The organism is Photobacterium arenosum (genome assembly GCF_014841115.1).
GTDB lineage: Bacteria > Pseudomonadota > Gammaproteobacteria > Enterobacterales > Vibrionaceae > Photobacterium > Photobacterium arenosum.
Genome location: NZ_JACYTP010000008.1, coordinates 31956 through 58808 on the forward strand (window position 1 = coordinate 31956; position 26853 = coordinate 58808).

Genomic DNA, 26853 nt, shown 5'->3' on the forward strand with positions numbered 1-26853 from the left:
ATTTATGGAAAAAGTTAGTGTGAATAAAGTAAAGCCTTCCCACCGATGGAAGGTTCTGTTGGTTGGTATTGCTGCAAATATTAGCTTTTCAATGGTCGTTGGTGGTATTCCTGCCAGCGCGATTTTCATGAGAGCCAGTTATGAGCTGTCGACGATTCATTTAGGCTGGGTCATGGCAATGATTGGCCTTGGTGCCGCATTGAGTGAGTTGCCATGGGGAGTGCTGACCGATCGCTTGGGAGATCGTGCTGTTTTAGTCTCCGGGTTACTTTCAACGTCTGTGATCCTTCTTTTGATGACTCTTTTTGTTGTACCTGACGGGGATTTCATACCAAGCTTACCCCTGTTGGCAACGAGTATCTTTTTTATTGGCTTGCTGGGGAGTTGTGTAAATGGTGCAAGCGGGCGTGCGATCATGTCCTGGTTTCAGGAAGGTGAACGTGGACTGGCAATGAGTATGCGACAGTCTGCTGTACCTGCCGGTTACGGTATCGGGGCTCTCCTATTTCCTTTTCTGGCCCTGAATTATGGATTTGATGTTATTTACAGCGTATCTGCAATTCTCTGTATTTTATGTGCTGTCTATTCCTGGCTTTGGCTATATGAACCTCAGTCTGAAAAGACTGATACGCAACAAACAAAAATAGAATCACCAGCCCAGCAAGTTAAAAGCCCCCTCAAAAGAGCTGATGTTTGGCGTGTGGTGTTAGCGATTGGAATCTTGTGTACGCCACAGTTTGCGATCCTCACTTTCGCCACCGTTTTCTTACATGACTATGGAAAAGTAGGTGTTACGATAATTTCTGCCAGCCTGGCCTTAATTCAGGTGGGAGCTATCGTTTCACGCATCTGGGCGGGTCGTTGGACAGACAAACGTAAGAACAGAAAAGAGTTTTTGCGGACGTGTTGTTTATTGAGCCTGGCAACTTTTCTGCTATTGGCTTTGGAGGTTTCTGTGCTGCCGCAGGATGCACTTTCACAACCACTCGTGATGATGAGTCTTGTTGCGCTGATTACGGTATCAGGCATTTTTGTTTCAGCATGGCATGGGGTGGCTTATACGGAGCTCGCTGTGATTGCCGGGGTTGAGCGGACAGGCACTGCCCTCGCAATGGGCAATACTGTTGTCTATGGTATTTTTTGTATTACCCCAGTGTTGATTCCTGTGCTGGTGACATTCCATGGCTGGGATATTGTGTGGCTCATCTCTGGATTGAGTACCTTACTTGCGCTGTATTTGTTTCCCAAACCCGAGAAGCAAGTTCTTGTAATGAATGAAAACAGGAATAACTAAATGAACTTACCATTAGTCGTTAATTTTGATGCTCTGATTAACAATCCGGACCTGATCTCGTGGGAAAAGCACAATACCCTTGGGCGTAGCGGTGCAAGAATTTCAACACTATTTCAGTGTGATAAGACAGACCAAAAGATATCAATTGTTCATTGTCAGCCCGGAGCAAAGGCAGATTGCCATATCCATGACGGTCATGAAACATTTCTAATACTGGATGGCAGTTTTATGGATGATTTTGGAACATATAGTAAAGGTGATTTTGTGATTTATGAACCAGGTAGTAAACATGCCTGGTCGTCTGATGAAGGCGCATTGATCTGTGCGATTTGGGGTGGGAAGACGCGTTCGCCATAATTTTAATGTTCACCAACCCGCTTACTTAACGCTTGATTCGCTCAGTGTAGTGTCTCAATCCATGTGTATGACAGAAGGTACTTTCATGTTACCCATGAAACCAAATGTATTATTTCTGACAAAAGATCCTAAGCAAATAGAACGTCAGCTGGCAGGCGAGAAACTCGACCTGGAGACAATAGGTGAGCTTCGTGATGATATTTCAACCGATGAAATTACCCCGATTCCAGCCTTGTCATATTATAACAGTGTTTTAGGGGAGCATCCCTATACAGGTTTAAAGTGTGGTCAAGTTTTACCCATCGGTGTGGGGGTAATCAAAAAAGCCGGGATACAAGTGATTGTCGCAGGGAACCGATATGGAAAAGGTTCTTCAAGGGAGCATAGCCCAGCCGCAGAGAAGTACGCTGGAATACAGCTTGTTTTTGCCAAAAGCTTTGAACGGATATATCGACAGAATGCAGATAACCTCGGACTGTTAACTTCAACTGATTTTTCATTACTTGAAAGAATAGTGAAAGGAGAGGCGATTCAGATTGAGGACATTATCCAGGATCGAGATGATTTATCGGCAAAAATTATTCAGTCGGGTGGGTTGCTAAATTTTGGAAAAAAATATTTGTTATCTGATAAAAGAGTTGATGAATTAGATAGTAATCATCTACAAGGTCCGAAAACACTTTTTCAGAAAATCATTCAGAGAAATCTGGTATCGACTGAGGTTACCAGTATCAACGCGACCGTAAACAAAGGGGTATTTGTTCAGGCTGACTGGCGTTTTTTTCATGAATATTATACTGGAATGTGCTCAAACCTTTTACATGAGGCATTTTCTGATACGCTTTCACTGCATCAGAAAGAGAGCATTGTCGCTTTTGAAGATCATCTTTCCTATATGCATAAAAGCGTCATTCATGTAACACATGGGCTGGTTAATCAACTGCAGGGGCTCTCTGCTGTTCATCGTAAATTCACGGATAAACATGGTTTGATTTCTCATGGGTATCTGCCTCAGTCCGAAGGTTCTGAAGGTATTTCTCATGCCATCATGGCCGAACGCTATGCGTTACCCGGACAAGTTGTGGCTGGAACAGATTCCCATACATGTCACAGTGGTGCTTTAGGTTGTGTTGCTTTTGGCGTAGGGTCCACTGAAATGGCAAACTGTCTTGTTACTGGACTCATTCGCTTAACAATGCCTGAATCTATTCTGATTGAACTTAATGGCGAACTGCTGGCAGGTGTGTCTGCAAAGGATATTGCATTATATTTGCTTGCGCTTCCTGAAATAAAAGGTGGGGCTGGGGTAGGGAAAGTATTTGAATTCTGTGGAGGTACCATTGCAGCGCTGTCAATTGATGAACGCGCGACTCTCACAAATATGTGTGCGGAACTTGGTGGTTTCACAGGAATTGTAGCACCCGATGCAGAAACAATCCGATTTCTGAAAGAAAGACGGAATGTTGATTTCACGATTGAACCATGGATGAAAAGTGATCCTGAAGCACATTACATTGCTCATTTAGAGATCGACTGTAGCCAGATTCAACCAATGTTGGCATCTCCGGGTGATCCTGGAAACGGAATTAGTATTGATGTCTTATCTGATAACGTTGAGATTGATATTGCTTATGGCGGCTCGTGCACTGCAGGGAAACGTGAAGACTTTGACGCATATCATCATGTGCTTGCTTGGGCAGTCAATCAGGGGATGAAACTACCAGATAGGGTGACGTTGTATTTGCAGTTTGGCACGGTTGATGTTCGGGATTACTGTCTTGAGCAGGGCTACCTGGACACCTTTGAGAAAATTGGAGCAATTGTATTAGAGCCGGCATGCGGGGCATGTGCGAACTGCGGGCCAGGTTCTTCAACTGATGCATCACAAGTAACAATTAGTGCCATTAATAGAAACTTTCCCGGTCGCTCTGGTCCGGGTTCAGTGTGGCTGGCCAGTCCGGAGACAGTTGTAGCGAGTGCGGTTGCAGGCAGAATTATTTCATTTGGTGAACTGAAAAATTCTGCTGTATTAAAAGATGCATTAAATAGTTATTGAGAAAGATATTGTGTAATTTCTTGGATGGTTTATTGAATGATCCAAGAAATTTATTCAAGAAATAATGTGAATGATAAAAAGGTTAGGAAGGGAAATGTCTGAGCAAATTATAATATTTGACACCACTTTGCGAGATGGTGAGCAAGCTCTTTTATCAAGTCTTTCAGTGAATGAAAAACTTCAAATTGCGCTGGCACTTGAGCGACTCGGAGTCGATGTGATGGAAGTTGGATTTCCTGTCTCATCACCGGGTGATTTTCAGTCAGTGCAGACGATTGCACAGCAAATTAAGAATAGTCGTGTATGCGCACTGGCCCGTGCTGTAGTGAGTGATATTGATACGGCAGCACAAGCGCTGAAAGTTGCAGATCAATTTCGGTTGCATACTTTTATTTCAACCTCGACAATTCATATTGAACATAAGTTACGGAGCAATTTCGACAGTGTTTTGCAAAGGGCTGTCAGAGCGATTCAACATGCAAGAAAATATACGGATGATGTGGAGTTTTCCTGTGAAGATGCTGGCCGGACACCACTAGATAATTTGTGTCGCATGGTCGAGTCTGCTATTTCAGCAGGGGCGAGAACAATCAACATACCAGATACGGTAGGATACACAACTCCGGATGAATTTGGTGGAATCATTAAAAACATATTCAACCGTGTGCCTAATATCGATCAGGCTGTCATTTCCGTTCATTGTCACAACGATTTAGGTTTGGCTGTTGCGAATTCTATTTCTGCGATTCAGCATGGTGCGCGTCAGATTGAATGTACCATGAATGGTATTGGAGAGCGTGCTGGGAATTGTTCTCTGGAAGAGATCGCTATGATTCTGAAAAATAAAGAACCTACTCTTGGTTTTTTGACAAAAATTGAATCAACAGAGATCTACCGCACAAGTCAGTTGGTGAGTCAGTTATGTGATATGCCAGTGCAGCCAAACAAAGCCATTGTTGGAGCAAATGCTTTCTCTCATTCTTCGGGAATTCATCAGGATGGTGTTCTGAAAGGGAAGAATACTTATGAGATCATGACTCCTGAAAGTGTTGGACTAAATAAAAATAATTTAAATTTAACTTCACGTTCAGGCCGTCATGTGATTAAACATCGATTATCAGAAATGGGATATTCTGAAAAAGAATACAACCTTGAAAATATATACCAGAAATTCTTAGAAATTGCTGATAGGAAAGGTCAGGTATTTGATTATGATCTTGAAGCGCTATTATTTCAGAATAAAAAAGTTGGATTTGTTCACGAACCATATCAGATTGATTTTTTTAATATTATTACGGGACTAAATGACAAAGTGACGGCAACTGTGAGCTTGCTTGTTAAATCTGTGATGAATCAATATGGCAACCAAGTTATTGAAACTGCAACCGGAAATAGCTCAATTGATGCTATCGTTAAGTGTATAAAGCAGGCTTGTGGTTACGCGTTTGAAATGGATGATTATAATGTAAGCACAAAAGGTTTTGATTCATCAAAGAAGAGTCAAGTCAATATTTCTGGTTATTACCATGGACGCAAGTTTTATGGTGTGGGGAAAAATGAAGATGTTGTCACTGCATCTGTGTTGGCAATGATACAAATCATGAATAGTGTGAATCATACACATACTATACTCAATTTACGTAAACCTAAGTCAGTCGTTGAGTATTCTTGAGATAAAAACCCCATCATAGGATCTATCCCTATGGGGTATGAAATATAAGTTCTCAATTTATCATTCTTCTTAATAAATGATAATTACTAATTAAACCATGAAGCATTTAAATTAATGTTTACTAATTATTAAAATAATAATTCTGGATTATATATATGAAACTTTCAAGCTTTGGTCAGAAATTTAACCAATATTCAGGCATTACTCAGCTTATGGATGATTTAAATGACGGGCTACGCACACCAGGTGCAATTATGCTGGGTGGAGGAAACCCTGCAGCCATTCCTGAAGTTGTTGATTATTTCTATGGCATTAATCATGAAATGCTGAAAAATGGTGAGTTGATTTCAGCAATGATGAATTATGATGGGCCGCAAGGAAAAGATAGCTTCTTGAAATCACTTGCTTTGCTGATGAAGAAGACTTATCAGTGGAATATTACTGAAAAAAATATTACACTCACAAATGGTAGCCAGAGTAGTTTCTTCTACCTTTTTAATATATTGGCAGGTAAACAGCCTGATGGTTCTAAAAAGAGAATTCTTTTCCCTATGGCTCCGGAGTATATTGGTTATGCTGATGCTGGTATTGAAGAGGATATTTTTGTTTCTTACTTTCCTGAAATAGAAATGTTGAGTGATCGACAGTTTAAATACCATATAAATTTTGATGCAGTTCGTGTAGGTGATGATATCGGTGCAATTTGTGTTTCTCGCCCGACGAATCCGACAGGTAATGTATTGACAAATGAAGAAATTAACAAGCTAGATCAAATTGCAAGGGATAAAAAAATTCCTTTGATTATCGATAACGCTTATGGACTCCCTTTTCCTAACATCATATTTGAAGATGTGGTGCCTTTTTGGAATGATAATACGATTCTATGCATGAGTCTTTCTAAAATGGGTTTACCTGGTTTGAGATGTGGGATAATCATTGCCAGTGAGGAAATGACACAGGTTTTAACTAATCTTAACGGTATCATTAGCCTGGCGCCAAGTAGTATGGGGCCTGCGATTGCGAACCATATTTTAAATAAGAATGAACTTTTCAAACTGAGTGAATCAGTAATCAAACCCTATTATGCTAAAAAAGCACAATTTGCCATGGAGTTATTATTGAATTCAATTAAGGATTCAAGGTTTCGTATCCATAAACCGCAAGGTGCTATTTTTCTGTGGTTATGGTTTGATGAACTGCCTATTTCTACAATGAGCTTGTATAAAAAATTAAAAGATCGTGGAGTGCTCGTTGTTCCGGGAGAGTATTTTTTCTTCGGGCAAAGTGAGTTCCCTCTGCATGCCAGCCAATGTCTGCGACTGAGCTATGTACAATCTGAAGATGTCATGAAGAAAGGTATTGAAATCATAAAAGAAGAAGTCATGAAAGCCTACCAAGCGTGTTAGTTTAATCTTTTGTGCAAAGAAATGAGCTTCATAACCTTATTATGGAGCTCTTTATTTGAGTGAAATTTCGATGTATCCGAAAGATGTAGGCATAAAAATGCCTTTATAAATAAGGTTGAAACTTCATCAAGCTTTGGCTGATTCTGGCGAAAGCTCTACTTTGTTGTTGATGCTACACCCATCAAACCAGTTATGCACCACACTTATTGCCAAGCAGAAGCAACTGTGCAGTGATGCCATGTTGTTTCGCAAAATTTACTGTTGAGTAAAATCGATCCCAGGTAATGATGCACAGCTGTGCTATTGAGCGATTCAATGAAGGTACTGAGACATATTACATTAGACTTGCTAAAACGGATGAGGTATCAATTGCACGTCGTGGCAGAGCCGAAGAGCAAAACATGTAGCTTGATCGACTGGGTTCTTCAATAAAACATCAGTCCATTTCAGACCGTAAAACTTCCCCGTAATTAGCATTTCGTACGAAAGGTAATTTTTAGTAATGGCAGATATACGAACAATGTGGTGAAATAATCAGCGCTAGATTGCACTAAATTAGTGCTCGCTGTACAAGCTTGGTGAACAGCTCACAAATATAGCCATTAATAAGACATTTTATTGGCCTTATGTTCGCTTGGAAGCGTCGTTTTTGGCTGAATCACATGAAATCCGCCTGATTAAATTACTTATTTTCCTGTCATTCTGACGGTTTAGGCTGTCATTGTGATTTTATAATTTGTTGTTTTTACTGGATTGTTTTGAGTCTTGTACTGCATATAATAATGCGCTATTGATCAATTATTCAGTGTGGCTAACGTGTTCAGACAAATTGTTTTATTGTTGCTTTTTGTACTCCTGTCGGCTTGTGGCAGTGAAGAAACTTATCCTGAGTATCCGAAAGATCGCCAGCAAGGTATTCTCAGCGGCGTCGTATTTGATGCTGCGGTTTCTAATGCAAGAGTCAGTGTTTACGAATTCAGCAATGGTAAAGCAGGTCGTTTATTAGCTGCCACCAACACCAACCCGGATGGGCGTTTTTCTATCGCGCTCACGGCCGGGACCACGCCGTTGTATATTGAAGCTAACGGTGGCGGATATTTGGATCCGCATTCAAAAAATGTCGTGACAGTGAATGACAGAGGCCCGCTGAAGTTCCGGGCTTATGTCAATTTTGTGGAAGGTCAAAACCGGAATGTCATGTTGACTCCGCTGACCAATATTGCCGCGGGTCTGGCTGAATATAATTTTCAGCGTTTAGGTCAACAGACTGCGGCAGCCATTGAATCCGCAAACGCAGCCGTGAACAGCCAGTATGGATTTGATGTCTTTTCGGTTCAGCCACTGGATATTTCTGTCGGTAACTACAGCGCTGTTGCCACACAAGGTCATCAGTATGGCGCATTCTTGCTGGCATACTCTTCAGCAGCTTATGAGCTGCTGGAAAAATCAGGCGGCAGTGACAAAGAAAAGCTCATTTATACCTCTTACAATCTGGTTGATTTGCAATATCGTGATATTCAGGCAACCGGACAATTGGATGGCTGGTCACTGGATGAAGTCTCGGCTTTGCCGGTGGCGCTGTCGTTTGGTCTGCAAAAACTGAATGTTGAGTATTACACCAACACATTAGCCCAGCATTTGCTCCGGGTGGTAAATAACCCGGACATCAATATTTCTTCGACTCCAGCCAGTGATTACACTCCGCTGGTGAATCGTCTGAACAATGCTTCTGGCGGGATTTATGCCCCGCGAGCACCAGTTTCCATTGATGAAGATGCGCCGGAAGTGGTGCGTTTCGGGAATGAAACCTTGTCCGGCTCTGGATTGGTTTCAGTCAAAGTCACCGACTTTATCGGGATTGAGTACGCAGAAGTTTTCTTGCAGACCAAAACCGCAGAAAGCGGCTGGGGCGAACTGGAAAACTGTAAAAACGGTATTTCTTCACTCTGTAGTGTGCAGTCTGAGGCTTTCGACAGTGGTGTGCGTGAAACGCTGGTGGTCACCAAGGTCAATACGCTGGAAATTGATAAGTTATCGGCTGAACCCGTTGAGGGACGTCTGGTTCTGAAAGTGGCTGATGTGCTCGGAAATGCCGATGATGCGCAATCTGTTTCTTTCCGGTGGGATAACCTCGCGCCAGTGATCAATATCACGTCGCCGAAGACCTTTAACCCGGTCAATAAGGCATTCTATACCCTGACCGGAACCATCAAAGATGCCGGGTCAGAGATTGCCAGCGCAACCATTGCAGTGAACGCCGGTGCGCCGGACGTACTGAACTGTACCATGCAAAAAGATCCTGACACTCAGGAAGATGTGTGTGCGTTTACCCAGAATTTCGACCGTGGTCTGTTTATTGGCGGACAGACCACCTTCTTTCTCACTGCAACGGATGGTAACGGCAACAAAAGTCAGACACAGTATCTGATCCTGTCGGATACCACAGCGCCGACGCAAAGCGTCGCGTTTCCTGAAGTCGCGATGAAGTTCTTCGACGCAGATACCGGCGAATATCAGGACAACCTGACGCAAGAATATTTCCAGGATCTGTACGGAAAACAGTATCTTAACCTGAATTATGCTTATGCCCTGCAAGGGCTGAAAGGCGTTCATCCGGAAGTCGATTTTGCAGACTTTACCACCCTGGTGCTTGATCAGAATCAGGTGCCGTATCTGACTCTGAGTGTTTCAGACGCCACGGGCAGCTCTGAAGTGACCAGTTCCTCGGCAGAGGAACTCAATGTCATTGTCACTTATGAAGCGGGGAAAATCGGTGAGCCGGTCGCGATCACCCGGACAGTGAAAAGTAATCTGGGCCAGCTTCCCCATGAAGTGTTCCCGGCACCCGACAGCGAAGGTTATATCAGCGAAGCACGTTATTTCATTCCCTTTGTCCGGGAAATCTTCGGGGCAGACTTTACTCGTGTAGATGAAAGCTACGCGCAAACCATCACCATTGTGACTGAGGATGGTTCAGGCAACTTATCTGTGCCTTATAAGTTTCAGTTCAAATCTACTTTTAACCTACCTTCAATCAAGGTGACGTCGCCCTATATTGGCGCGAGTGCAACCATTGAACGTTTAAACGCCTCCGGCCAGTGGGCGTCGATTGCGTCGTGTAAGATGCTTGCTGAGCCGTCGAAAACAGGCGGTGGCACGCTAAAAGACACGGCTAGCTGTCAGACGCATTCTCAGTTTGCCGGTGAGATCCACCGGGTAACGGTGACGGGGTCTACCCAGTTCTACAAATGGAGTCAGAATGCACTGACTGAATTTGACCTGACCGAAGAACACGGCCTGCGCAGCTACGGCATGGTAGGCGGTGAATCCGGGGATCGTGAGTTTATCATCACGGAACTGTCGGTTTTCCAGTCCGGGTTCTTTGATTACCTGTTTGATAAATCGAATAAAACACAAGGCACGGCTCAGGGCATTCTCTCGGATGTGAATGCCATGTTCGGGGAGCAGACCAGCCAGTTCTTCGGCTTCAACCCGACCACAACTTATTACGCGAATAATGATGAGTTGCTGACGATTCCAAATCCGCCGTCCAGTAAATATCTGTACCGCTTCCTGCTGGAAGCCATGGGTGATATTGCCAATGCGAGTGCGGTACAAAACAGTACGGATCTGGCAAAACTGTATTACACGGATATCGTTGGAGACGGAAAACCGGATGGAAAGAATGCCGCCGGTCAGCAACTGTATTTTGCCAATGATCCGCTGGGTGAAAATTATTACCGCGAGAAACTGGGCGAACATTTCTACGACTTTGTGAAAACAAAATTTACCGGCAAAGTCGATGACAAAGTGGCGATGTATTACGCCAACCGCTTTGCGAAATCGGATCCGACGCTGCAAAGCCAGAAGGTCTTTAACACGCCTGCGGAAGCAGTCGATCAGGAGCCGCCAGCAGTCAGTCTGGATCCGCTGGCCAGTAATGCCATTCAGTTATTCAACAAGTGGTATGTGAGCGGGGATCTGAGCGCAATTGTAAATGTGACTGACCCGTCGGGTCTGGATAAAAGCGCGCAGCCGACCAAGCTGGAATTGTTCTGGGGTGTGGACACCGAGAGCAATGCGACCACGGCAACGGGGATCTTGGCCAATAAAATCGATAACGATGCCTATGCAGAGAAGCATCAGTTTGGATTGGATACGGCCAACGACTATCCGGGTATCGCCCGTTTGGATCTGCTGTTGAGTGCAACTGACCGTGAAGGCAACAGCCATGGTTATAACGGCCAGGCCAAAAAAGCGACCATCTTTATTGTTGATAACGATCCGCCGAAATATACCTTCGTTCCGCCGTTTAAAGCCGACAGTCTGCCGGATACCACGTATATCAACACCAACTTCAAACAAACACTGAAATTTGAAGTGGATGAGCGAGTCGGTGAGGATCCGGCCAAGCGTCGATTCATTTTCCGCAACGGCACCAAAGAACGTGTGGTGACGCAGGAAGAATCCAAATCAGAGAGCAACATCGTGACCCTGTATCTGTGTCTGGATACCCAGTGTGCCGCTGATCTGGAAATTCCGAAACCGGTTCATCTGGATGCCGGTTCATGGACGCTGATCACCGAAGGTGCGGATAAACTGGGGAACTTCATTCCTGCCACCGATCCGAATGTCGGTCGTTTCCGGGTGAATGTCGATTTTCAGGCACCGGAAGTGCTGGATTCTGACGTGGAACTGCTGGGCGGTAACAGCCAATGGTCGCCACTCGCGGTGCTGAATAATGGGATCGGAAATGTCAGTGCGCTGGGCGATATTGAACTCAAACTGCATACCGGCGCAGGACTGATTGATCTGGCGCCGTGCGGCCCGGATTGCTCAACAGTACCAGCGTATCTGCTGGGCGATAAAGCCAACACCAAAATGCAGCTGGTCGCGGCGAATCTGGATCATGGTAAAACCTACACGCTCTATATCACCGCGCGGGATACAGCTTATCCGCCGAATGAAGGGGAAGGCACCTTTGCATTCAAGATTGATAAAATAGGGCCAGCGATCGCGACACCGACGCTGAAAGACGGTACAGCACCTGAGTTATCCGGCAATATTATGGGGACCAAATTCATTGCCAATATTGCCAGCATTACGGATGACTCCAGTGTTGAAAATATCAGCTTCTGGCAGGAACTGAGCGCCAGTGAAGTCAAGCTGGTGGAGCCGTTCAAGCCGGAGGGGCTGACCAACATTAATATTGATCTGCAAAAGGCGAATACGTCGCTGATCAATACCAGCGAAGGCCATCAGATCAAAGTGTTTGTCAAAGCGACAGATAAATATGGCTTCGAGAGCCGCTCAAATGCGGTCTCAACTTACTTCGATAATGAAGGCCCGACAATCACGTTAAATAACTTTGATGAAGTGAATGACTTCGTTGAGCCGGGTTATGTGTTCAGTATCTCGGTTCAGGACGAGGGCACAGATCCGATCAAACCGGGTTCAGTGGTTTACTGGACTTACACCGGCACAACCCCACCGCCGGGCGTAGCTGGGACACAGCCAACCAATCCGAACGAGATTGAAACCAATATGCAGCAGAAGTTCACCCTGAAAATCAATGCTGAGGATATTCGTGGCAATCTGCAGGATAAAACGACCTTTGCCATTCAGGTGGATACCACACCGCCTGATGCCTCACTAACAGCGCGTTATCAGAGTAATAACCTTGAAATTAGTCCGGCCCAGACGATCACTGAAGTGGGAACCGTCGACCTCTATCTGAATGCGGTCGATCCTGAAAGTGGCATTGATAAGGTGGAAGCAACCCTGTTCCGTGTCGGTACCGAGCAGGGCGAGACCATTGTCTTTAGTCCGGTACCGGGCAACGAAACGCAACGTAAAGCAACATTGAATACCCAGATTGCCAACGACGGTAAATACAACCTGGTGGTTGATGTCTATAACAAAACCAAGGTTAACCAAGGGAGCCCGCGTCAGAAAACAACCGTAGTACGTCCGCTGACCGTTCAGCGTGAAGGCTACAGCCTGACCGTTCTGAACCCGGCAAACTTCGGGACATTCACTTTTGGCCAGAGCCTGCGTGCTGAATTCGGCATTCAGAACGCGGAAGGTGCCGTCCTGAATAAACTCGAATGTTGGCTGCGCGAAGATTACACCGGTGACGGCGCGCCGGATAACGATACGTCGGGCTACTACAAGGTCTACACCAACACTGCCTCGCCTGTGTGCCAGTTCGACAACATTGACCGCAATATGGCGAATAATCCGGTGCTGATCACCCGAACAACTGCAAGCAATGACGCCAAAGTTGACCAGATCTTCTCGTTCAACATGGTCGATATCGATGCGCCAGTGATCACGAATAAAGACAACTTCAAACTGAAGCAAGGTGATGTTGATACGGTTGGAGACGTGAAGAAACTAACAGTACGAGTGACTGTAGATGACGTGCTCTCCGGTATGGACAGCAACGCTGAAGTGAAGTTGCATAAAGGTCTGACGGAATACGAACCTACTAATATTCAGCCAAGCAATGGTAATAAAACGATTACCTATGCCTTTACAGGAAATTATAACGATTTCATTCGTAGTAATGATGTGGAGCACTTTGTGAAAGTTTCTGGCCTGAAAGATAAAGCTGGAAACATTGTACTGGATTCTGATTCAACGATTCAGCTTCAGGTACCTAATGTCAAACCAAGTGTTGAAGTGATTGGAATTAAAGAAGGGGACTATATTAATTCTAAAACGGTCGATTTTGCTTTGAAGATTGGTGTTGGCCAAGAAGCAACGCTTGATAACGTTGAAGTTGACCTAGGTTTGAACCGATTCAATTTAACTTCTCACGCTCAAGAAAATTTTGATGGTGGTGCGAAGCCTTGTTTGGATGAACCTGAATTGATGTGTGTGAGTTTTCGAGGAGAGGTTGCACCTGATCATACGGGGGATAATGTCGATGTGCTTGTGAAAGTTTACGATAAATGGGGTAATTCGACGGCACATAAAACAATCAATTTAGGTATTGATCAGGCACCACCAGTGATTGCAGATGTTTATAGCATTGGCTCTGATGAGAATGGCAATGTGCTGATGAACTTCGATATTTCAGATGAAGCCAGTGGCCTGAGTCGCGTTAAATATATCGTGAAAGATTTAGGTGACAGTTTTACTATTGACAAATCTTCTGCAGATGATGCTATCCATCAACTGACATTTGAGTCTGCAAAACTTGGGAGTAAGAATAGTTTCAGGGTGTATATTGAAGCAGAAGATAATGTTGGTATGAATGATAAGACAGAATTCACTGTCAATATCCTCAAGCCACAGGCAACTCTGGAACTGCTGGGTGCGCAGAAGAAAGATTCGAATATTGTGCTGGCGAACAATACACAGACGTTCAATATCAGTACAGTGACGGATCCGAATTCACGTGCAGAAGTGAAAGGCTATGTGGTGACACTGGAACCACAGGCTGCGGGTCTGAGCCCAATTACGCTGACTGGAGATTTCAACGGTCTGACAACAGCGACTGAGATTGCAACTCTGACTGAAAGTATGCAGGGTCCGTATCACCTGAAACTGTCGATTCTGGATAATCTGGGCCGTTCACTGCCGAGCTATACCCTGAAAGGGGAAGGCTCTCCGGTGACCATCTCGCCACTGATTATTGATATGGCAAGCCCGAATATTCTGGATGTTCAGGCAGTGCAAGCGCCTGTCATGCCGACTGTGGATGGCAAATACACCATTCGCTTAACGGCCAACATTCAGGATGCGAACCTGAACAGTACCAAGGTAGTGGCAACATTGAACGGTGGCACGAACCCGTCCGATTACACTAAGCCGGCGGAAGCGAGTGGTGTATACACCTTCGACTTTAAAGCAGCCGTGGGAACACATAACCTGACGATTAAAGCCACTGACTATGCAGGAAATGAAGTCACGTATCCGGTTGCCAATGTTGTTGTGGAGCCGTGGACAGTACCAGAAGTTAATATTTCACTTTATGACGATAAACAAACTGAAGTTGGCGGGAGTAAGGTTGTTTGGCTTGACCTTAATTTCACTGAAGCTGTCGAAGAATTGTCTAAGGAAGATTTGATGATTACCTCCTCGGCTGGAGGAGATGTAGGATATATTGAGCAATTTAATCGAAAGAATGGCACGCATTGGGAAGTGAAATATATTTCGCCAACAGGTGTTGATGCAGATATCAATTTTAGTTTACCCGAAGGGAGCTACATTGCAGCGGATGACGGTATGGTTGGTAAACCTGATAGCCTTGGAATTAAAGTCTTTGGCACGCCATTAGTCACCCAGATTACATTCCCGGATGGTAGCTCAACGGTTAAACAAGGGCAGACGTTGAGAGTGAAATTTACATTTAATCGACCTATACCTGATGATATTGAATTGACCCCCAAAAATGGTTGGACCACTTATTGGAGTGCAGCCCAAATAAACTCAGAACGTACGGAGTTTACTTATGGCTTGTATTCTGATCAGTTAAATAAAGGCACTCAGAGCATTGGTGTTCAGGCTGGTTATGAAGATAAATATGGGAATTACGGCCAAGGAAAAACAGCCAATATATACGTTCAGTAAGCACTAAAAATCACCGCCGTTCGGCGGTGATTTTTTATCTCCCCCAACGACACCTCGAATCTCTCTTCAATTAATCCATCATTCTCGTAGGATGTTTTTCGGCGGTCCCGAGCACTCAATAGTACTCTTCAGTCAATGATAACTACATACATAAATACATATCGTGATGTATTGCATTCAAGTAAATGTATACACTAATGCTTATATTAGTTTTACCTATTTGAAGAGATGATAAATTAATAAAAAACGCTGTTCTTCTCACTTTTTATGACATTTTTTGGCAATGGTAATTATTTTTAGCTGGTTTTATCCGGTGAGTTGAGTGCTGCGTCAGGCTATTCGAACGTTGCATCAGGGGAAGCCAGTACGGCTTTGGAAATATTACCAAAGCTATCTGTGACCACAATAGACTGCAGGGTGAGAGCACGTATGTTTACTTTTTGAACGCACGTAAGTTCTCTCGGGCTGGTTGAGTAATAATTAGACACCTCATGCATTTCACACCAGTGGCAGGCGGTTAAAAATCACTCTTTTTGTAGATCCCAACATGCTTTTTATATGGTGATTTTACAACTTGTTAACTCATGCTCTCACCCTGCAATAGACTGGGCTTTACTGAAGCATCTGACGTGGGTGATAGAAAGTGAAATAAATCAAATGAATTGAACGAATAATTAATGGAGATTATGTTGGCGGGGTAATGCTTAGGTTGGCTATGTAAGGATTCTCCCTCAATCCAGAGGGAGAAACGTGCAGGCTAAGGCAAGATCTCATACTTCTTGATTTTATGATTGAGCGTACTCACAGGGACAGCCAGCGATTCAGCGGCTTTTCGAGTCTGCCAATTAAAACGCTCCAGAGTTTTGATAATGACATCCCGCTCGTACTGATTGACCGAATCTTTTAATGATCCGGCGTCAATCTCGGGTAATTCAACCTCAAAAATCGTTTCTTCGGGGATATCAGCAGGAATAAAGGTATCCATTTCACCCAGTTCCAGTGCGTCTACCGTTTCAAAATCCGACAGCAGCACCGCTCGCTCTATGACATTTCTCAGCTCCCTGACATTACCCGGAAAGCCGTACTCCAGCAGTTGCTTGCGGGCTTTTTTGCTCAACACCGGCTCGCTGTCCAGCTGCATTTTCTGGCTGGTATGCGTAATAAAGTGCTCTGCCAGTGGCAGAATGTCATCCTGACGTTCACGCAGTGGCGGCAGATTAATCGGAAAGACATTCAGACGGTAAAACAGGTCGGCGCGAAACTCGGCTTTCTGGATTTTATCCATCAGATTACAGTGCGTTGCCGCAACCACACGAACATCAATACTGCGCTCTTCACTGCTGCCAATGGCACGGAATTTACGTTCTTGTAATACACGCAGTAACTTGGCCTGGAGCAGCAGTGGCATATCACCGATTTCATCAAGAAAAAGCGTGCCGCCATCGGCAGCTTCAAACAGACCAATTTTGTCTTTATCAGCGCCGGTAAAAGCGCCTTTTTTATGACCAAACAGCTCCGACTCGAGCAATTGCTCCGGGATAGCCGCGCAGTTCTGCGCGATAAAGGGTTTATCTGAGCGATTGGAATTGTCGTGAATATAGCGGGCAATCACTTCCTTGCCAGCGCCGGTTTCGCCTCGCAGCAACACATCAACCGGTAAGGTAAGAATGCGTTGCAGCCGTTCCAGTACCTGACGCATTGGTTCGCTTTCCGCAATCGGCCCATCATAGTTGGGCTTTTTGCGGGCTTTCAGCTGCTGATTTTCGCGGTTAAGCGCGGCATTGTCGGCTTCTAAATTGCGCAGGCTGGTGTGGTAAGTGTCCAGCAGGGTGGCTTGACGAATACTGGTGCCAGCCAGTTTGGTAAAGACAGACAGTGACTGTTCATCATCGATCAGGCATAAGTCGAACAACACCAGTAATCCAACGGTGAGGTTCTGGTGATCTTTCAGCGGCCAGGCCAGCAGGTTGGCACTGTGCAGACCCATAGCTGCTTCGTTCTGATAAATCAGGTCACAGTTATAGCCGGAGTAGGTGTACAGATCGTTGATCAGGACGATCTCGCCAGAAGTGATGGCATAACCCAAAGGGTCATTATCTTTTAGCATATCAAGCTGCATTGGCAGCCAGGTATGGTCAATAATGGCTTGCTCATGCTTGTGTACGCTGAGGGGAACTAATGCCTGTCCGGTTTGATCCAGCACGTACATGATGCCGTGCTTCGCCTGAGTCAGTTGTCGTGCCGCAGCCAGAATGGCGTCCATAGTGGACGCCAGCTGTGTACGGTCTGACAATGTCTGACTGATTGCCAGTAGCAGGTTATTGAGTTCTCCAGAATTAACTGAAGGCATACTCGATCGATCCTTGTTCATCAACAGAAACTGTCAGTGTGGTGTGAACACTTTCTTCACCCTGATGCCCCAACAGTTCATTGGAGAGCTGAGGCAGAAGCTGACGGTTGATCACGGCATCGATATTACGTGCACCGGTTTCGCTCAGTCGGCAGTGGCCCAGCACAAAGTCGACCAGATCCTGTTCAAAGGCCAGCGTCAGGTCGTGATTGGCTTTCAGGCGGGCGCCGAGTTTGCCCAGCTTGTGCTGAATAATGTCGGTCATCGCGTCATCGGCCAGGGGCAGATAAGGAATCACGTTCATTCGGGCCAGCAGTGCCGGTTTGAAATAGCGGTTCAGTGTCGGACGAATGGCATCAGCAATCTGCGGCGCGGTGATGTCGCCGCTTTGCTGAGTCAGCGCTTCGATTTCTTGCGTCGCCAGGTTACTGGTCATCAGGATCAGGGTGTTTTTGAAGTCAATTGCCCGGCCTTCGCCGTCGTTCAGTGTGCCCTTGTCGAAGACCTGATAAAACAGGTTCATCACTTCCGGATCGGCTTTTTCCACTTCATCCAGCAGCACCACAGAATACGGGCGCTGACGCACGGCTTCAGTCAGCATGCCACCTTCACCGTAACCCACGTAACCCGGCGGTGAACCGATCAGGCGCGAAACGGTGTGCTTCTCCTGGAACTCAGACATGTTGATGGTCGTCATAAAGCGGTCGCCACCGAACAGCTGATCAGCAATGACGCGGGCCGTTTCCGTTTTACCTACACCACTCGGGCCAACCAGCAGGAAGACACCCATAGGGGCATCCGGATTCATCAATCCGGCTTTGGCGGCGCGGATGCCTTCACTGAGCGAGCTGATCGCAAACGGCTGGCCCTTGATCACGCTTCCCAGTGACTCATCTAATTGCAGCACCGAGGAAGACTCGTCTTTTAATACTTTACCGACTGGTACGCCGGTCCAGTCTGCGATGACCTGGCTGATTTCTTCGGGGCCAACTTCAAAGTGAACCAGCACTTCGTTTGTACGGCAGGCATCCAGTGCTTCCTGACAGCGCAGAATGGCAGCACGAATTGAGGCTTCATCCATATCTGTTGCGTTGTCATCCGCTTCGTCTTCAGCAGAGGCTGTCTCTGTGGCTTCGCCAGTGGCAATATGCAGCTTCTGGCGCAGGCTGATCATTTCATCAATCAGAGACTTTTCTTGATGCCATTGGGCTGTCAGTGCTGTCAGTTCATGGTTCAAGTCAGTGATCTGGTTTTCAATCTGCGGGATAAGGGACGCATTTTTCTTATCGCCGGTTTGCTGCAGCTCGTCGCGCTTCAGGCCTTCCAGTTCCCGATTAAGCGAGGCAATCTGTTGTTGCAGGCTTTCAACCGGAGCGGGTGTCGCTCTCAGGCTGATATTGACGCGGGCACACGCGGTATCCAGCACATCAATGGCTTTATCCGGCAGCTGACGACCGGAGATATAGCGAGAAGACAGCTCTGCCGCATAGGCGATAGCATCATCCCGCACATAGATATTGTGGGCTTTTTCATAAGCCGGACGCAGGCCGCGAATAATCAGGGCAGCCTCTTTCGGTGAAGGCTCGTCTAACTTCACCAATTGGAAGCGGCGGGCCAGCGCCGGATCTTTTTCGAAGTATTTTTTGTATTCCGACCAGGTGGTCGCCGCGATGGTTTTCACTTCACCCCGTGCCAGCGCGGGTTTGAGCAGGTTAGCGGCGTCACTGCCACCGGCCTGATTACCGCCGCCAACCAGCGTATGGGCTTCATCAATGAAAAGAATAATAGGCGTCGGTGAGTTTTTGACTTCATCAAGGACGCCATTCAGGCGTTTTTCGAACTCGCCTTTTACACTGGCACCGGCTTGCAACAAACCCATATCCAGGCCGAACAGTTCGACGCCTTTGAGGATATCCGGCACATCGCCTTCAACAATTTTCAGCGCCAGGCCTTCTACCACGGCGGTTTTGCCGACACCCGGTTCACCGACTGCAATGGGATTATTCTTACGGCGACGGGCGAGAATATCGATGATCTGGCGAATTTCCCGGTCGCGGCAGAACACAGGGTCGATCTTACCTTCACGTGCTTTACCGGTGAAATCTATGGTGAATTTACTCAAAGCAGTGCCTTCCTGGCGCGGATCGCTGCTCTCGGTATTGGCAACCTGCGCTTCAATGGAATCTGCGGTGAACTGATCAAAGTTTCGTTTCAGGGTTTCGCTGTTGATTGGTTCGAACAAGCTCTGAATGTCATGCTGGCCGTAACGTACCGGGTTTTTAACCAGTGTCAGCAGTAATGCCCCGGTTCGGATTTGTTGCTGCCCTAAGTCGATGGATGACATCAGCCAGGTTTCCTGCAGCCATTCAATCAACAGGGCAGAAAAGACAGGTTTACCACCGGCCGATTTATCACTGCGCTGCAGCGAAGCATTCAGTGACTGGCGAATTAAATTTTCGGAGCAGTCAAAACTTGCCAGAATTAAGTCGAAATCACTATTTGGGCGTTCAAGCAGACTAAGCAAATAATGCTCAATCGATACTTCCGTTGAACGTTCAGAAACAGCGAGTGCGGCTGCATCTTCCAGTGCGACTTTCGCAATAGGATGCAGGCGTTGAATCAGAGAAGCTAAATTTACGTTAATCATAGGCCCATCAAATTCGAATCAGGTAAAGCCCGGATTATAATCAGATTTTAAAAAGGCCGATGGCCGAATCCAGTGCGATAAGTCGCTGTATTAGTAACTATTTTAATACTTGGTGGCAATTAGCATGGATGCATGGTGGTAAGGGGTTTCACTATGAGCTTTTTAATAGGAAAAAGCACTGCAAAGGCAGGCAATTTAACGGATGTCGAAAAATGTGGCAGAGGTTTAAGATTTCACTAAATAAGCGAGAGCTGGCCAGATAAATTGGCGTTTATATAAAAAGAAGAAAGACAGTTAAAAGGAAAATATGGATGTGAAAATGGTTGCTGCAAATTTCGGGTTAAAAAAACAAAAAATTAGAAAATTTCCCAAAAAGTTGGCAATAAAAATGAGTTAAAAATTAACGAAAAGTTGTAAGACGCTGTTTTTAAATGAAATTAAAAGCTGGCACGGTGATTGCATTTTATTAATCATCGCAAAGAGCAGCGTTATGCTCTACTTATCTAAATGATTAAAATTTAAGGGAAAGTGATTATGCCAACTCCAGCTTATATGTCTATTCATGGTGAAACTCAGGGTCACATTACTAAAGATGCTTACACGGCAGATTCTGTTGGTAACACTTGGCAGGAAGCACACGTTGACGAATTCCTGGTTCAGGAACTGGACCATGTTCTGACTGTTCCTCGTGACCCACAAAGCGGTCAGCCAACAGGTCAGCGTGTTCATCGTCCAATTATTGTGACTAAGCAGCAAGACCGTACTTCGCCATTGCTGTTCAACGCATTGGTCAGCGGTGAGAAGCTGCCAGAAGCTTACATCAACTTCTACCGCACTTCGACTCAAGGCAAGCAAGAGCATTACTACACCATCAAACTGATTGATGCACTGCTGGTTGATATGCAAACCCGTATGGCGCACTGCCAGGATGCAGCTACCTCTGACCGTGTGGTTGAAGAAGTACTGAAACTGACTTACCGCGCCATTGAAGTGACCCACGAAGTCTGTGGTACTGCAGGTAACGACGACTGGCGTACGCCGCGCGAAGCGTAATAACGCCGATTCATGGGGGCCGGCTCCGGCCCCTTTTGTCATAGTTGTATCAGGTAAAAGTAATGAGTAATCCGGTTCAATTTTCCTTCTCTATCGAAGAAACAGAACACGAATTTCGTGTTGAAGAATTTAAGATCACCGAGCGTCTGTTTCAACCTTTTGAAATTAACGTCACATTGCTTTCACGTGATGCAGATATTGCTTTTGAGGACGTTATCCGTAAGGCAGGGGTGCTGCAACTGTTTGGTCAGGGGAGCGGTGTATCCCGTGTTTTCCATGGCACAGTCAGTGAAGCCCGCTTCCTGGGCACAGGTCGCCAGTTCAGCCGCTATGAATTAAAGCTGGTGCCCGATCTCTGGTTTCTGACCCAGCGGCAGGACTGCCGTATTTTTCAGGATCAAACGATCAATGACATCATCGAAGCCGTGCTGGAAGAAGCTGGCGTAACCGCGGTACGTATGCTTGCCGATGCAGGCGAGAAGCAGGAGTATATTCTGCAGTACCACGAGACCGATCTGGCATTTATCCATCGTCTGATGTCTCAGCATGGCCTGTGGTACTACTTCGATCATACCCACAGCGGCCATGAACTGGTGATTGTTGATAAGAATGAACTGGTCAACGCGCTGCCCAGCACTGCCGAAAATGCCACCTTGATCCCCGGCGCCGAGCAAACGCCCATCCTGTATCATGCCGACTCGGGCGGGGTGCCGGATCGCGAACATATCTTTGACGCCGATTTTGCCACCCGCGTGCACACCGGTGCGGTTTCACAAAACGACTATAACTACTTAACGCCTAAAACCCGTCTGATGGCGGACGTGCCGGAATCGGATGAAGCCGAGGTCTATACCGATCTGGCCGTGTACCGTTATCCGGGACGTTACGGCCAGCAACCTCAGGGTAAGGTACAGTCTGATTACCGCTTGTCAGCCCATAAGGTGTCCGGCACTGAGCTGAAAGCGACAACTTGTGTCATGCGGTTGATCCCCGGTTACAGCTTCCTGATAGAACGCCATCCGCGCCAGTCTCTGAACCGTGATTTCATCCTGCTGGAAGTGAAGCACGAAGGGAGCGATCCGCAGGCTCACGCGGAAGAAGCCGGGGATGAACCCACCACCTATCACAACAAAGTGATCGCATTCCCGGCCGATATGACTTACCGGGCATCGGCCTTGCCGGCACCTGTTGTGGAAGGCCCGCAAACCGCTGTGGTGGTCGGTCCGGCGAATGAAGAAATCTATACCGACAACCTGGGCCGCATCAAGATTCAGTTCCATTGGGACAGATTGGGTGCGTCGGATGAACATTCAAGCTGCTGGGTACGCGTCAGCCAGAGCCTGGCCGGTCCGAACTGGGGCGCAGTTTTCCTGCCGCGTATCGGGCACGAAGTGGTCGTCAGCTTTCTGGAAGGCGATCCGGATCAACCTTTAGTCACAGGGTCGGTTTATAACGGTCTGCATCTTCCGCCTTATGATTTGCCGCTTAAGAAAACCCGCACTACCTTGCGTTCTAAAACGCATAAAGGAGAAGGGTACAACGAGATCAGTCTGGATGATGAAACCAATCATGAAGAGCTGTATCTGCGCGCGCAGAAAGATATGAACACGCTGGTACTGCATGACCGCTTCAGCCATATCGGACAGGATGACGAACTGAAGGTTGTACAGCACCGTGAAATTGCAGTGCAGGGAGATCGGAAAGAACTGATTCACGGGAATAAAACGTCACTCAACGAAAAGACATTGATCGAACAGGTCGATCAGGATGTCACGGTGAATTATCAGGCCAACGAAGTTGTCAGTGTCGCTGGCAACCAGCACCGTCAGTTGGAAGCACACCGGCGGGTTCAGATTGGTCAAAACGACACGCTGGAGATTGGTGCGGATCTGACCACGGTGATCCTCGCGTCCCGCACCACTTCAGTCGGGGGGAGCGATCAACTGACGGTCGGGGGCGATTTTCATATCGAAACCCAAGGCGATACTTCAATCCGTGCAGAAGGAGAAGCTGCGGTTGTTTCTGCTGATGAAATCAGAGTGGAAGTCGGGGCTGCCGGATTGGTGCTGAAAAGCAGCGGTGTGATCGAATTTTACGGCACGGCCATTACGCTCAACGGCGTGAGTGACGTGGCACTGCAAGGGGCTAAGGTCGACATTAATCCTGGCGCCGCCGCTGGCAGCAATCAAGGGGTGAACTCCCTCAGCCCGATCGGACTATCGATTGCACGATTAAAGCCACCCGTGATCACGTCTGCTGTCTATCAGAGCATGATAGAAGAAGGCGCGCTAATGATGGAACTTTGTGAATGCGGAAGAGGGAAAACATGTCAATTGCACCGTTAAAACCGGAATGGCAGATTCAGCAAGCCAACCCCATTTTACCTGCTTCAGATCAAAACGCCTATGTGCTGTTTGAGCCCTTGTTATGGCCAGACTGGCAGACGATGTTCTCTGAAGACGAAGTGGTATCACTTTTTTCCAAGACGCGTTTTTCGCATTTGGATAATGGACCGCTACTGGTTCCTTTGACAAAAAAACTGCCATTATGGCAAAGACTGATGGCTCAACTCGAGTCGACCCCTTGCGGTTGTTTGCTGGTGGTACCAGACACAGTTTCATTTTCAGAACTGACGGAGTCATTGCGGGAAAGGTTGATTGTGTCACGTGGTCGGGCTGATGCAGTCATCCGGTATTATGAGCCCCGCAAGTTATTGATGTTGGTTGGTTCAATGTCTTCTGAACAGCGACAACAGTTTTTCCCCAAACTCCATCGAATTCACTGGTTTGATCAATATTGGCTTTTGGCAGATTGGCACAGCCATGCGGTGAGTACTGCCTCAGGTGAGGGATGGGTTATGTCAGATGATCAAATAAACACCATGATGTCTATCGCGGAACAATGGCAAGGAGAAACAGCCTGATGAGTCGAAGTTATACCGTCAAACCGAATGATACCCTGCTGCAAATTGCCATTGATGAGAAAGTTGATTTTAGCACCCTGCTGGAGCTGAACCCTCAGTATCAGAGAAATCCGGATTTTATTCGGGTCGGTGAACAGGTTCGGTTACCCGACGATAGCCAGATTGAGCCAGCTGAGCCTACTTATTCTGTGGCCCCCGTGTCTGACCTGCGGCCGCTGGAGGCCACGGGTCCACTGATTTCTCCGCCCTTGTGCCAGCCAAGTGAGGTGCACGATGTAGTGTTTGTGACCGGAGACGGTCCGCTGGAATATTGGATTCTGGATGAAACTGCTTCGAAATTGCTGGAAGAAGAAACCAAAATTACAGATCGCTTATTACAGGATTACAAGGCTTTAATTGAGCGCGCGCCACAAGGTGAAGGTGTGACGCGTGAGCAGTTGGAACTGCATGCCCAGGCCAGAGAAGCTTGGCTGGAAGATGCAAGATACGCCGGAATTTTTGCAACAGAAGACAAAAAGCCCAATCGTGCTACACGCAGAGCGGCACAGGTGAAGGCCCGTCGTCCGCAGCCCAATCCAAATCAGGAGCGGGTGAAGGCGATGCTGAAATCACTCGAAAATCGTCGCCGTTTTGTAACACAATATCGGGATGATTGGTTTGGTGAAAGCTCGATTGAAACACTCAGAGCGGAAATTCTGAGCCAGATTCAAAAAGAAATCGATTATTACAAGACGCTCGAGATGAAAGCCGTCACACCTCAGTCGACCACAAAGTCGGGGGTGGAGATGGATAAAATGAATAAGACAAAGAAAAAATATACGACTCAGCATATTCGTGAACATATCGTGGAAGTTTATTCCATTAATCAAACACGTCATGTATATATCCGTTCTCGGTTTCACGAGCGTGAAGTCAGGCGCTGGAAACGCGTGGCCCGAAATAGTCATGCGATGAATGCCTTGGAGCAAAGAGATTATAAGGGCTTCGGCAGTGCGATTCGAGACGATATTAAGGCTGAACAAAAGAATTTAAAAGTTGAAGGTAAGCTTGTTGAGTGGAAAGCGGATGGCGATAAATTTAAAGAATGGAAAGCGACTCAGCCTTACCTGGATGAAGATGGAGATACGGTTTTTGCGGTAAGCGCTGAAGCACAGTTGTTTCGTTGGGGGGCGCAAGCCAGTGTTTCTACAACATTTGAACCTACGAAAGGAAAAATTGATTTAGGGATTGGCGGGGAAGCCAGCTTTTCACTGGCCGAAGCCAAAACAGAAGCGAGTTTATTCTTACCTTCTGAAACTGGATTTCCAGTGAAGCTGCACTATAAGGACAGTAATGGGCGCGATGCCACCTACTCATTTGGCTGCTTTCGCCTTCAGGGGAAAGTCACATTAGGCTGCTTTGTTGGCGTGATGCTCGATGGCAGAGTTCAGATTGGGCGGCCGGAAGAGGATGGCGCAAGTACTGGGGTGATGTTTACCCCCAGAGTTGATTTAGACAAGGCCCCGAAGGGAGATGTTGGCTTTAAAGCGCAAGGGTTCGCTGGGGCGCAGGCGAGTGGCCAACTCTCGGGGGGATTGGAGTGGCAACCCCCGAAAGATGAAAATACCTTCAATTTTCAGGTGCTCGCCGAAGTGAAGCTTGAGGGCAATGTTGCTGCCGGGGCGGGATTCAACGCCGATTTCCAGCTTGCTCTGATTGGTGGACGATTCTACCTCAAATGTTCCGGGCAATTGGTTTGGGGTGTCGGTGGCGGTGGCGGCTTTGGCGCCATGATTAATATGGAGCAGTTGTGGGAGCTGGCGAAAATTATCTGGCAGGGGCTGCAGCATGTTGATTATCGAGTGCTGGACAATATTGATAAAGAAGCATATGAATATTTGGTGGATGCAACCATGATTGCGTTTGCCAGTGACTTGATTCGAGACCCGAATCAAGCATTGCTCAATACGATGAAAGCTGGAAGCCTTCAGATATCAACCTGGAAAATGAAATTTGATGAAAGTCAAGATCGTCGACGAAAAGCCAATATTCTTGCCAAAAGGATTTTAAACAACACGACGAGCGCAGGTATTCCTTTTAATCAATTACTTCCCGAAGCCATAGGAAGCATGCTGGATTTATTGGTCGAAGAGTTTAGTTGGAGCTTTAACGAAGACCAGGAATGGGCAATTTATAAGCTGCTGAAAGAAAGTACTTACAGCTGGCATAAGTTTGAGGAAATCTTGCAGCGCATGAATCCTGCAGGTCAAAAAACGAGCGGAGATCAAATGATGTTTGATAATCTCGCCCGGATTAACGCCATACTGGATGGCAGCCAACAATCTGACTTTAACCGTTGGGTTGCTAAACTGGCTGAGCAGGAAAAAAGTGCTCTGGTGACTGTTGACCCCTATACCCCGCTGAGCGGCCAGGCCCTGGCCAGTAAAAGAACACAAGTTCACCAACAGATAGCTCAACGCCATCAGGAAAGCGAGACACAAACTGCATAATTCAAGCCCCGGAAGGGGCTTGAAAC

The 26853-nt window shown here is 46.6% G+C and carries 12 protein-coding genes; 10 read left to right on the top strand and 2 right to left on the bottom strand.

Annotation, left to right across the window (positions count from 1 at the left end):
- The first annotated feature begins 4 nt into the window (after positions 1-4).
- From IFO68_RS13265 to IFO68_RS13290, 6 genes are all read left to right on the top strand, one after another.
- Complete coding sequence (locus tag IFO68_RS13265; RefSeq protein WP_192016337.1) at positions 5-1294, top strand: MFS transporter; 1290 nt, start codon at positions 5-7, stop codon at positions 1292-1294.
- Positions 1295-1651, top strand: coding sequence for a cupin domain-containing protein (locus IFO68_RS13270; protein WP_192016338.1), 357 nt, complete (start codon positions 1295-1297; stop codon positions 1649-1651). It begins immediately after the preceding gene.
- 85 nt (positions 1652-1736) lie between these two features.
- Complete coding sequence (locus tag IFO68_RS13275; protein WP_192016339.1) at positions 1737-3707, top strand: aconitase family protein; 1971 nt, start codon at positions 1737-1739, stop codon at positions 3705-3707.
- Between the two features lie 94 nt (positions 3708-3801).
- A complete protein-coding gene (gene leuA / locus IFO68_RS13280) occupies positions 3802-5379 on the top strand; it encodes a 2-isopropylmalate synthase (protein ID WP_192016340.1) in 1578 nt (525 codons plus the stop codon).
- Between the two features lie 155 nt (positions 5380-5534).
- Complete coding sequence (locus IFO68_RS13285) at positions 5535-6785, top strand: valine--pyruvate transaminase (protein ID WP_192016341.1); 1251 nt, start codon at positions 5535-5537, stop codon at positions 6783-6785.
- Positions 6786-7601: 816 nt separating this feature from the next.
- Positions 7602-15365 carry a carboxypeptidase regulatory-like domain-containing protein gene (locus IFO68_RS13290; RefSeq protein WP_192016342.1) on the top strand — a complete coding sequence of 2588 codons (7764 nt, stop codon included), beginning with the start codon at positions 7602-7604 and terminating at the stop codon, positions 15363-15365.
- A gap of 757 nt (positions 15366-16122) precedes the next feature.
- On the opposite strand, the gene IFO68_RS13295 is transcribed toward IFO68_RS13290, so the two are convergent.
- Positions 16123-17715 carry a sigma 54-interacting transcriptional regulator gene (locus IFO68_RS13295; protein ID WP_192016343.1) on the bottom strand — a complete coding sequence of 531 codons (1593 nt, stop codon included), beginning with the start codon at positions 17713-17715 and terminating at the stop codon, positions 16123-16125.
- Positions 17702-20362: a type VI secretion system ATPase TssH gene (tssH, locus tag IFO68_RS13300; protein ID WP_192016344.1), complete on the bottom strand. Its 2661-nt coding sequence runs from the start codon at positions 20360-20362 to the stop codon at positions 17702-17704. The genes IFO68_RS13295 and tssH overlap by 14 nt, the downstream gene beginning before the upstream one ends.
- Positions 20363-20896: 534 nt before the next feature.
- On the opposite strand from tssH, the gene IFO68_RS13305 reads away from it, so the two are divergent.
- The 4 genes from IFO68_RS13305 to IFO68_RS13320 all read left to right on the top strand — a co-directional run bounded on the left by IFO68_RS13305 (position 20897) and on the right by IFO68_RS13320 (position 26827).
- Positions 20897-21415, top strand: a complete 519-nt coding sequence (locus IFO68_RS13305) for an Hcp family type VI secretion system effector (protein WP_192016345.1) — start codon at positions 20897-20899, stop codon at positions 21413-21415.
- 62 nt (positions 21416-21477) lie between these two features.
- On the top strand, positions 21478-23760 hold the full coding sequence (locus IFO68_RS13310) for a type VI secretion system Vgr family protein (RefSeq protein WP_192016346.1): 2283 nt from the start codon (positions 21478-21480) through the stop codon (positions 23758-23760).
- Positions 23742-24338, top strand: a complete 597-nt coding sequence (locus IFO68_RS13315; protein WP_192016347.1) for a DUF4123 domain-containing protein — start codon at positions 23742-23744, stop codon at positions 24336-24338. The genes IFO68_RS13310 and IFO68_RS13315 overlap by 19 nt, the downstream gene beginning before the upstream one ends.
- Entirely contained in the window at positions 24338-26827 is a 2490-nt protein-coding gene (locus tag IFO68_RS13320) for a LysM peptidoglycan-binding domain-containing protein (protein WP_192016348.1), read from the top strand. The genes IFO68_RS13315 and IFO68_RS13320 overlap by 1 nt, the downstream gene beginning before the upstream one ends.
- Positions 26828-26853: the final 26 nt, after the last annotated feature.

Excerpts from the sequence above, each read along its gene's own strand:
- leuA (WP_192016340.1), top strand. The coding sequence starts at position 3,802 with ATGTCTGAGCAAATTATAATATTTGACACCACTTTGCGAGATGGTGAG.
- IFO68_RS13315 (WP_192016347.1), top strand. The coding sequence starts at position 23,742 with ATGTCAATTGCACCGTTAAAACCGGAATGGCAGATTCAGCAAGCCAAC.
- tssH (WP_192016344.1), bottom strand. The coding sequence starts at position 20,362 with ATGATTAACGTAAATTTAGCTTCTCTGATTCAACGCCTGCATCCTATT.
- IFO68_RS13295 (WP_192016343.1), bottom strand. The coding sequence starts at position 17,715 with ATGCCTTCAGTTAATTCTGGAGAACTCAATAACCTGCTACTGGCAATC.
- IFO68_RS13285 (WP_192016341.1), top strand. The coding sequence starts at position 5,535 with ATGAAACTTTCAAGCTTTGGTCAGAAATTTAACCAATATTCAGGCATT.
- IFO68_RS13265 (WP_192016337.1), top strand. The coding sequence starts at position 5 with ATGGAAAAAGTTAGTGTGAATAAAGTAAAGCCTTCCCACCGATGGAAG.
- IFO68_RS13310 (WP_192016346.1), top strand. The coding sequence starts at position 21,478 with ATGAGTAATCCGGTTCAATTTTCCTTCTCTATCGAAGAAACAGAACAC.
- IFO68_RS13320 (WP_192016348.1), top strand. The coding sequence starts at position 24,338 with ATGAGTCGAAGTTATACCGTCAAACCGAATGATACCCTGCTGCAAATT.
- IFO68_RS13275 (WP_192016339.1), top strand. The coding sequence starts at position 1,737 with ATGTTACCCATGAAACCAAATGTATTATTTCTGACAAAAGATCCTAAG.
- IFO68_RS13305 (WP_192016345.1), top strand. The coding sequence starts at position 20,897 with ATGCCAACTCCAGCTTATATGTCTATTCATGGTGAAACTCAGGGTCAC.
- IFO68_RS13270 (WP_192016338.1), top strand. The coding sequence starts at position 1,295 with ATGAACTTACCATTAGTCGTTAATTTTGATGCTCTGATTAACAATCCG.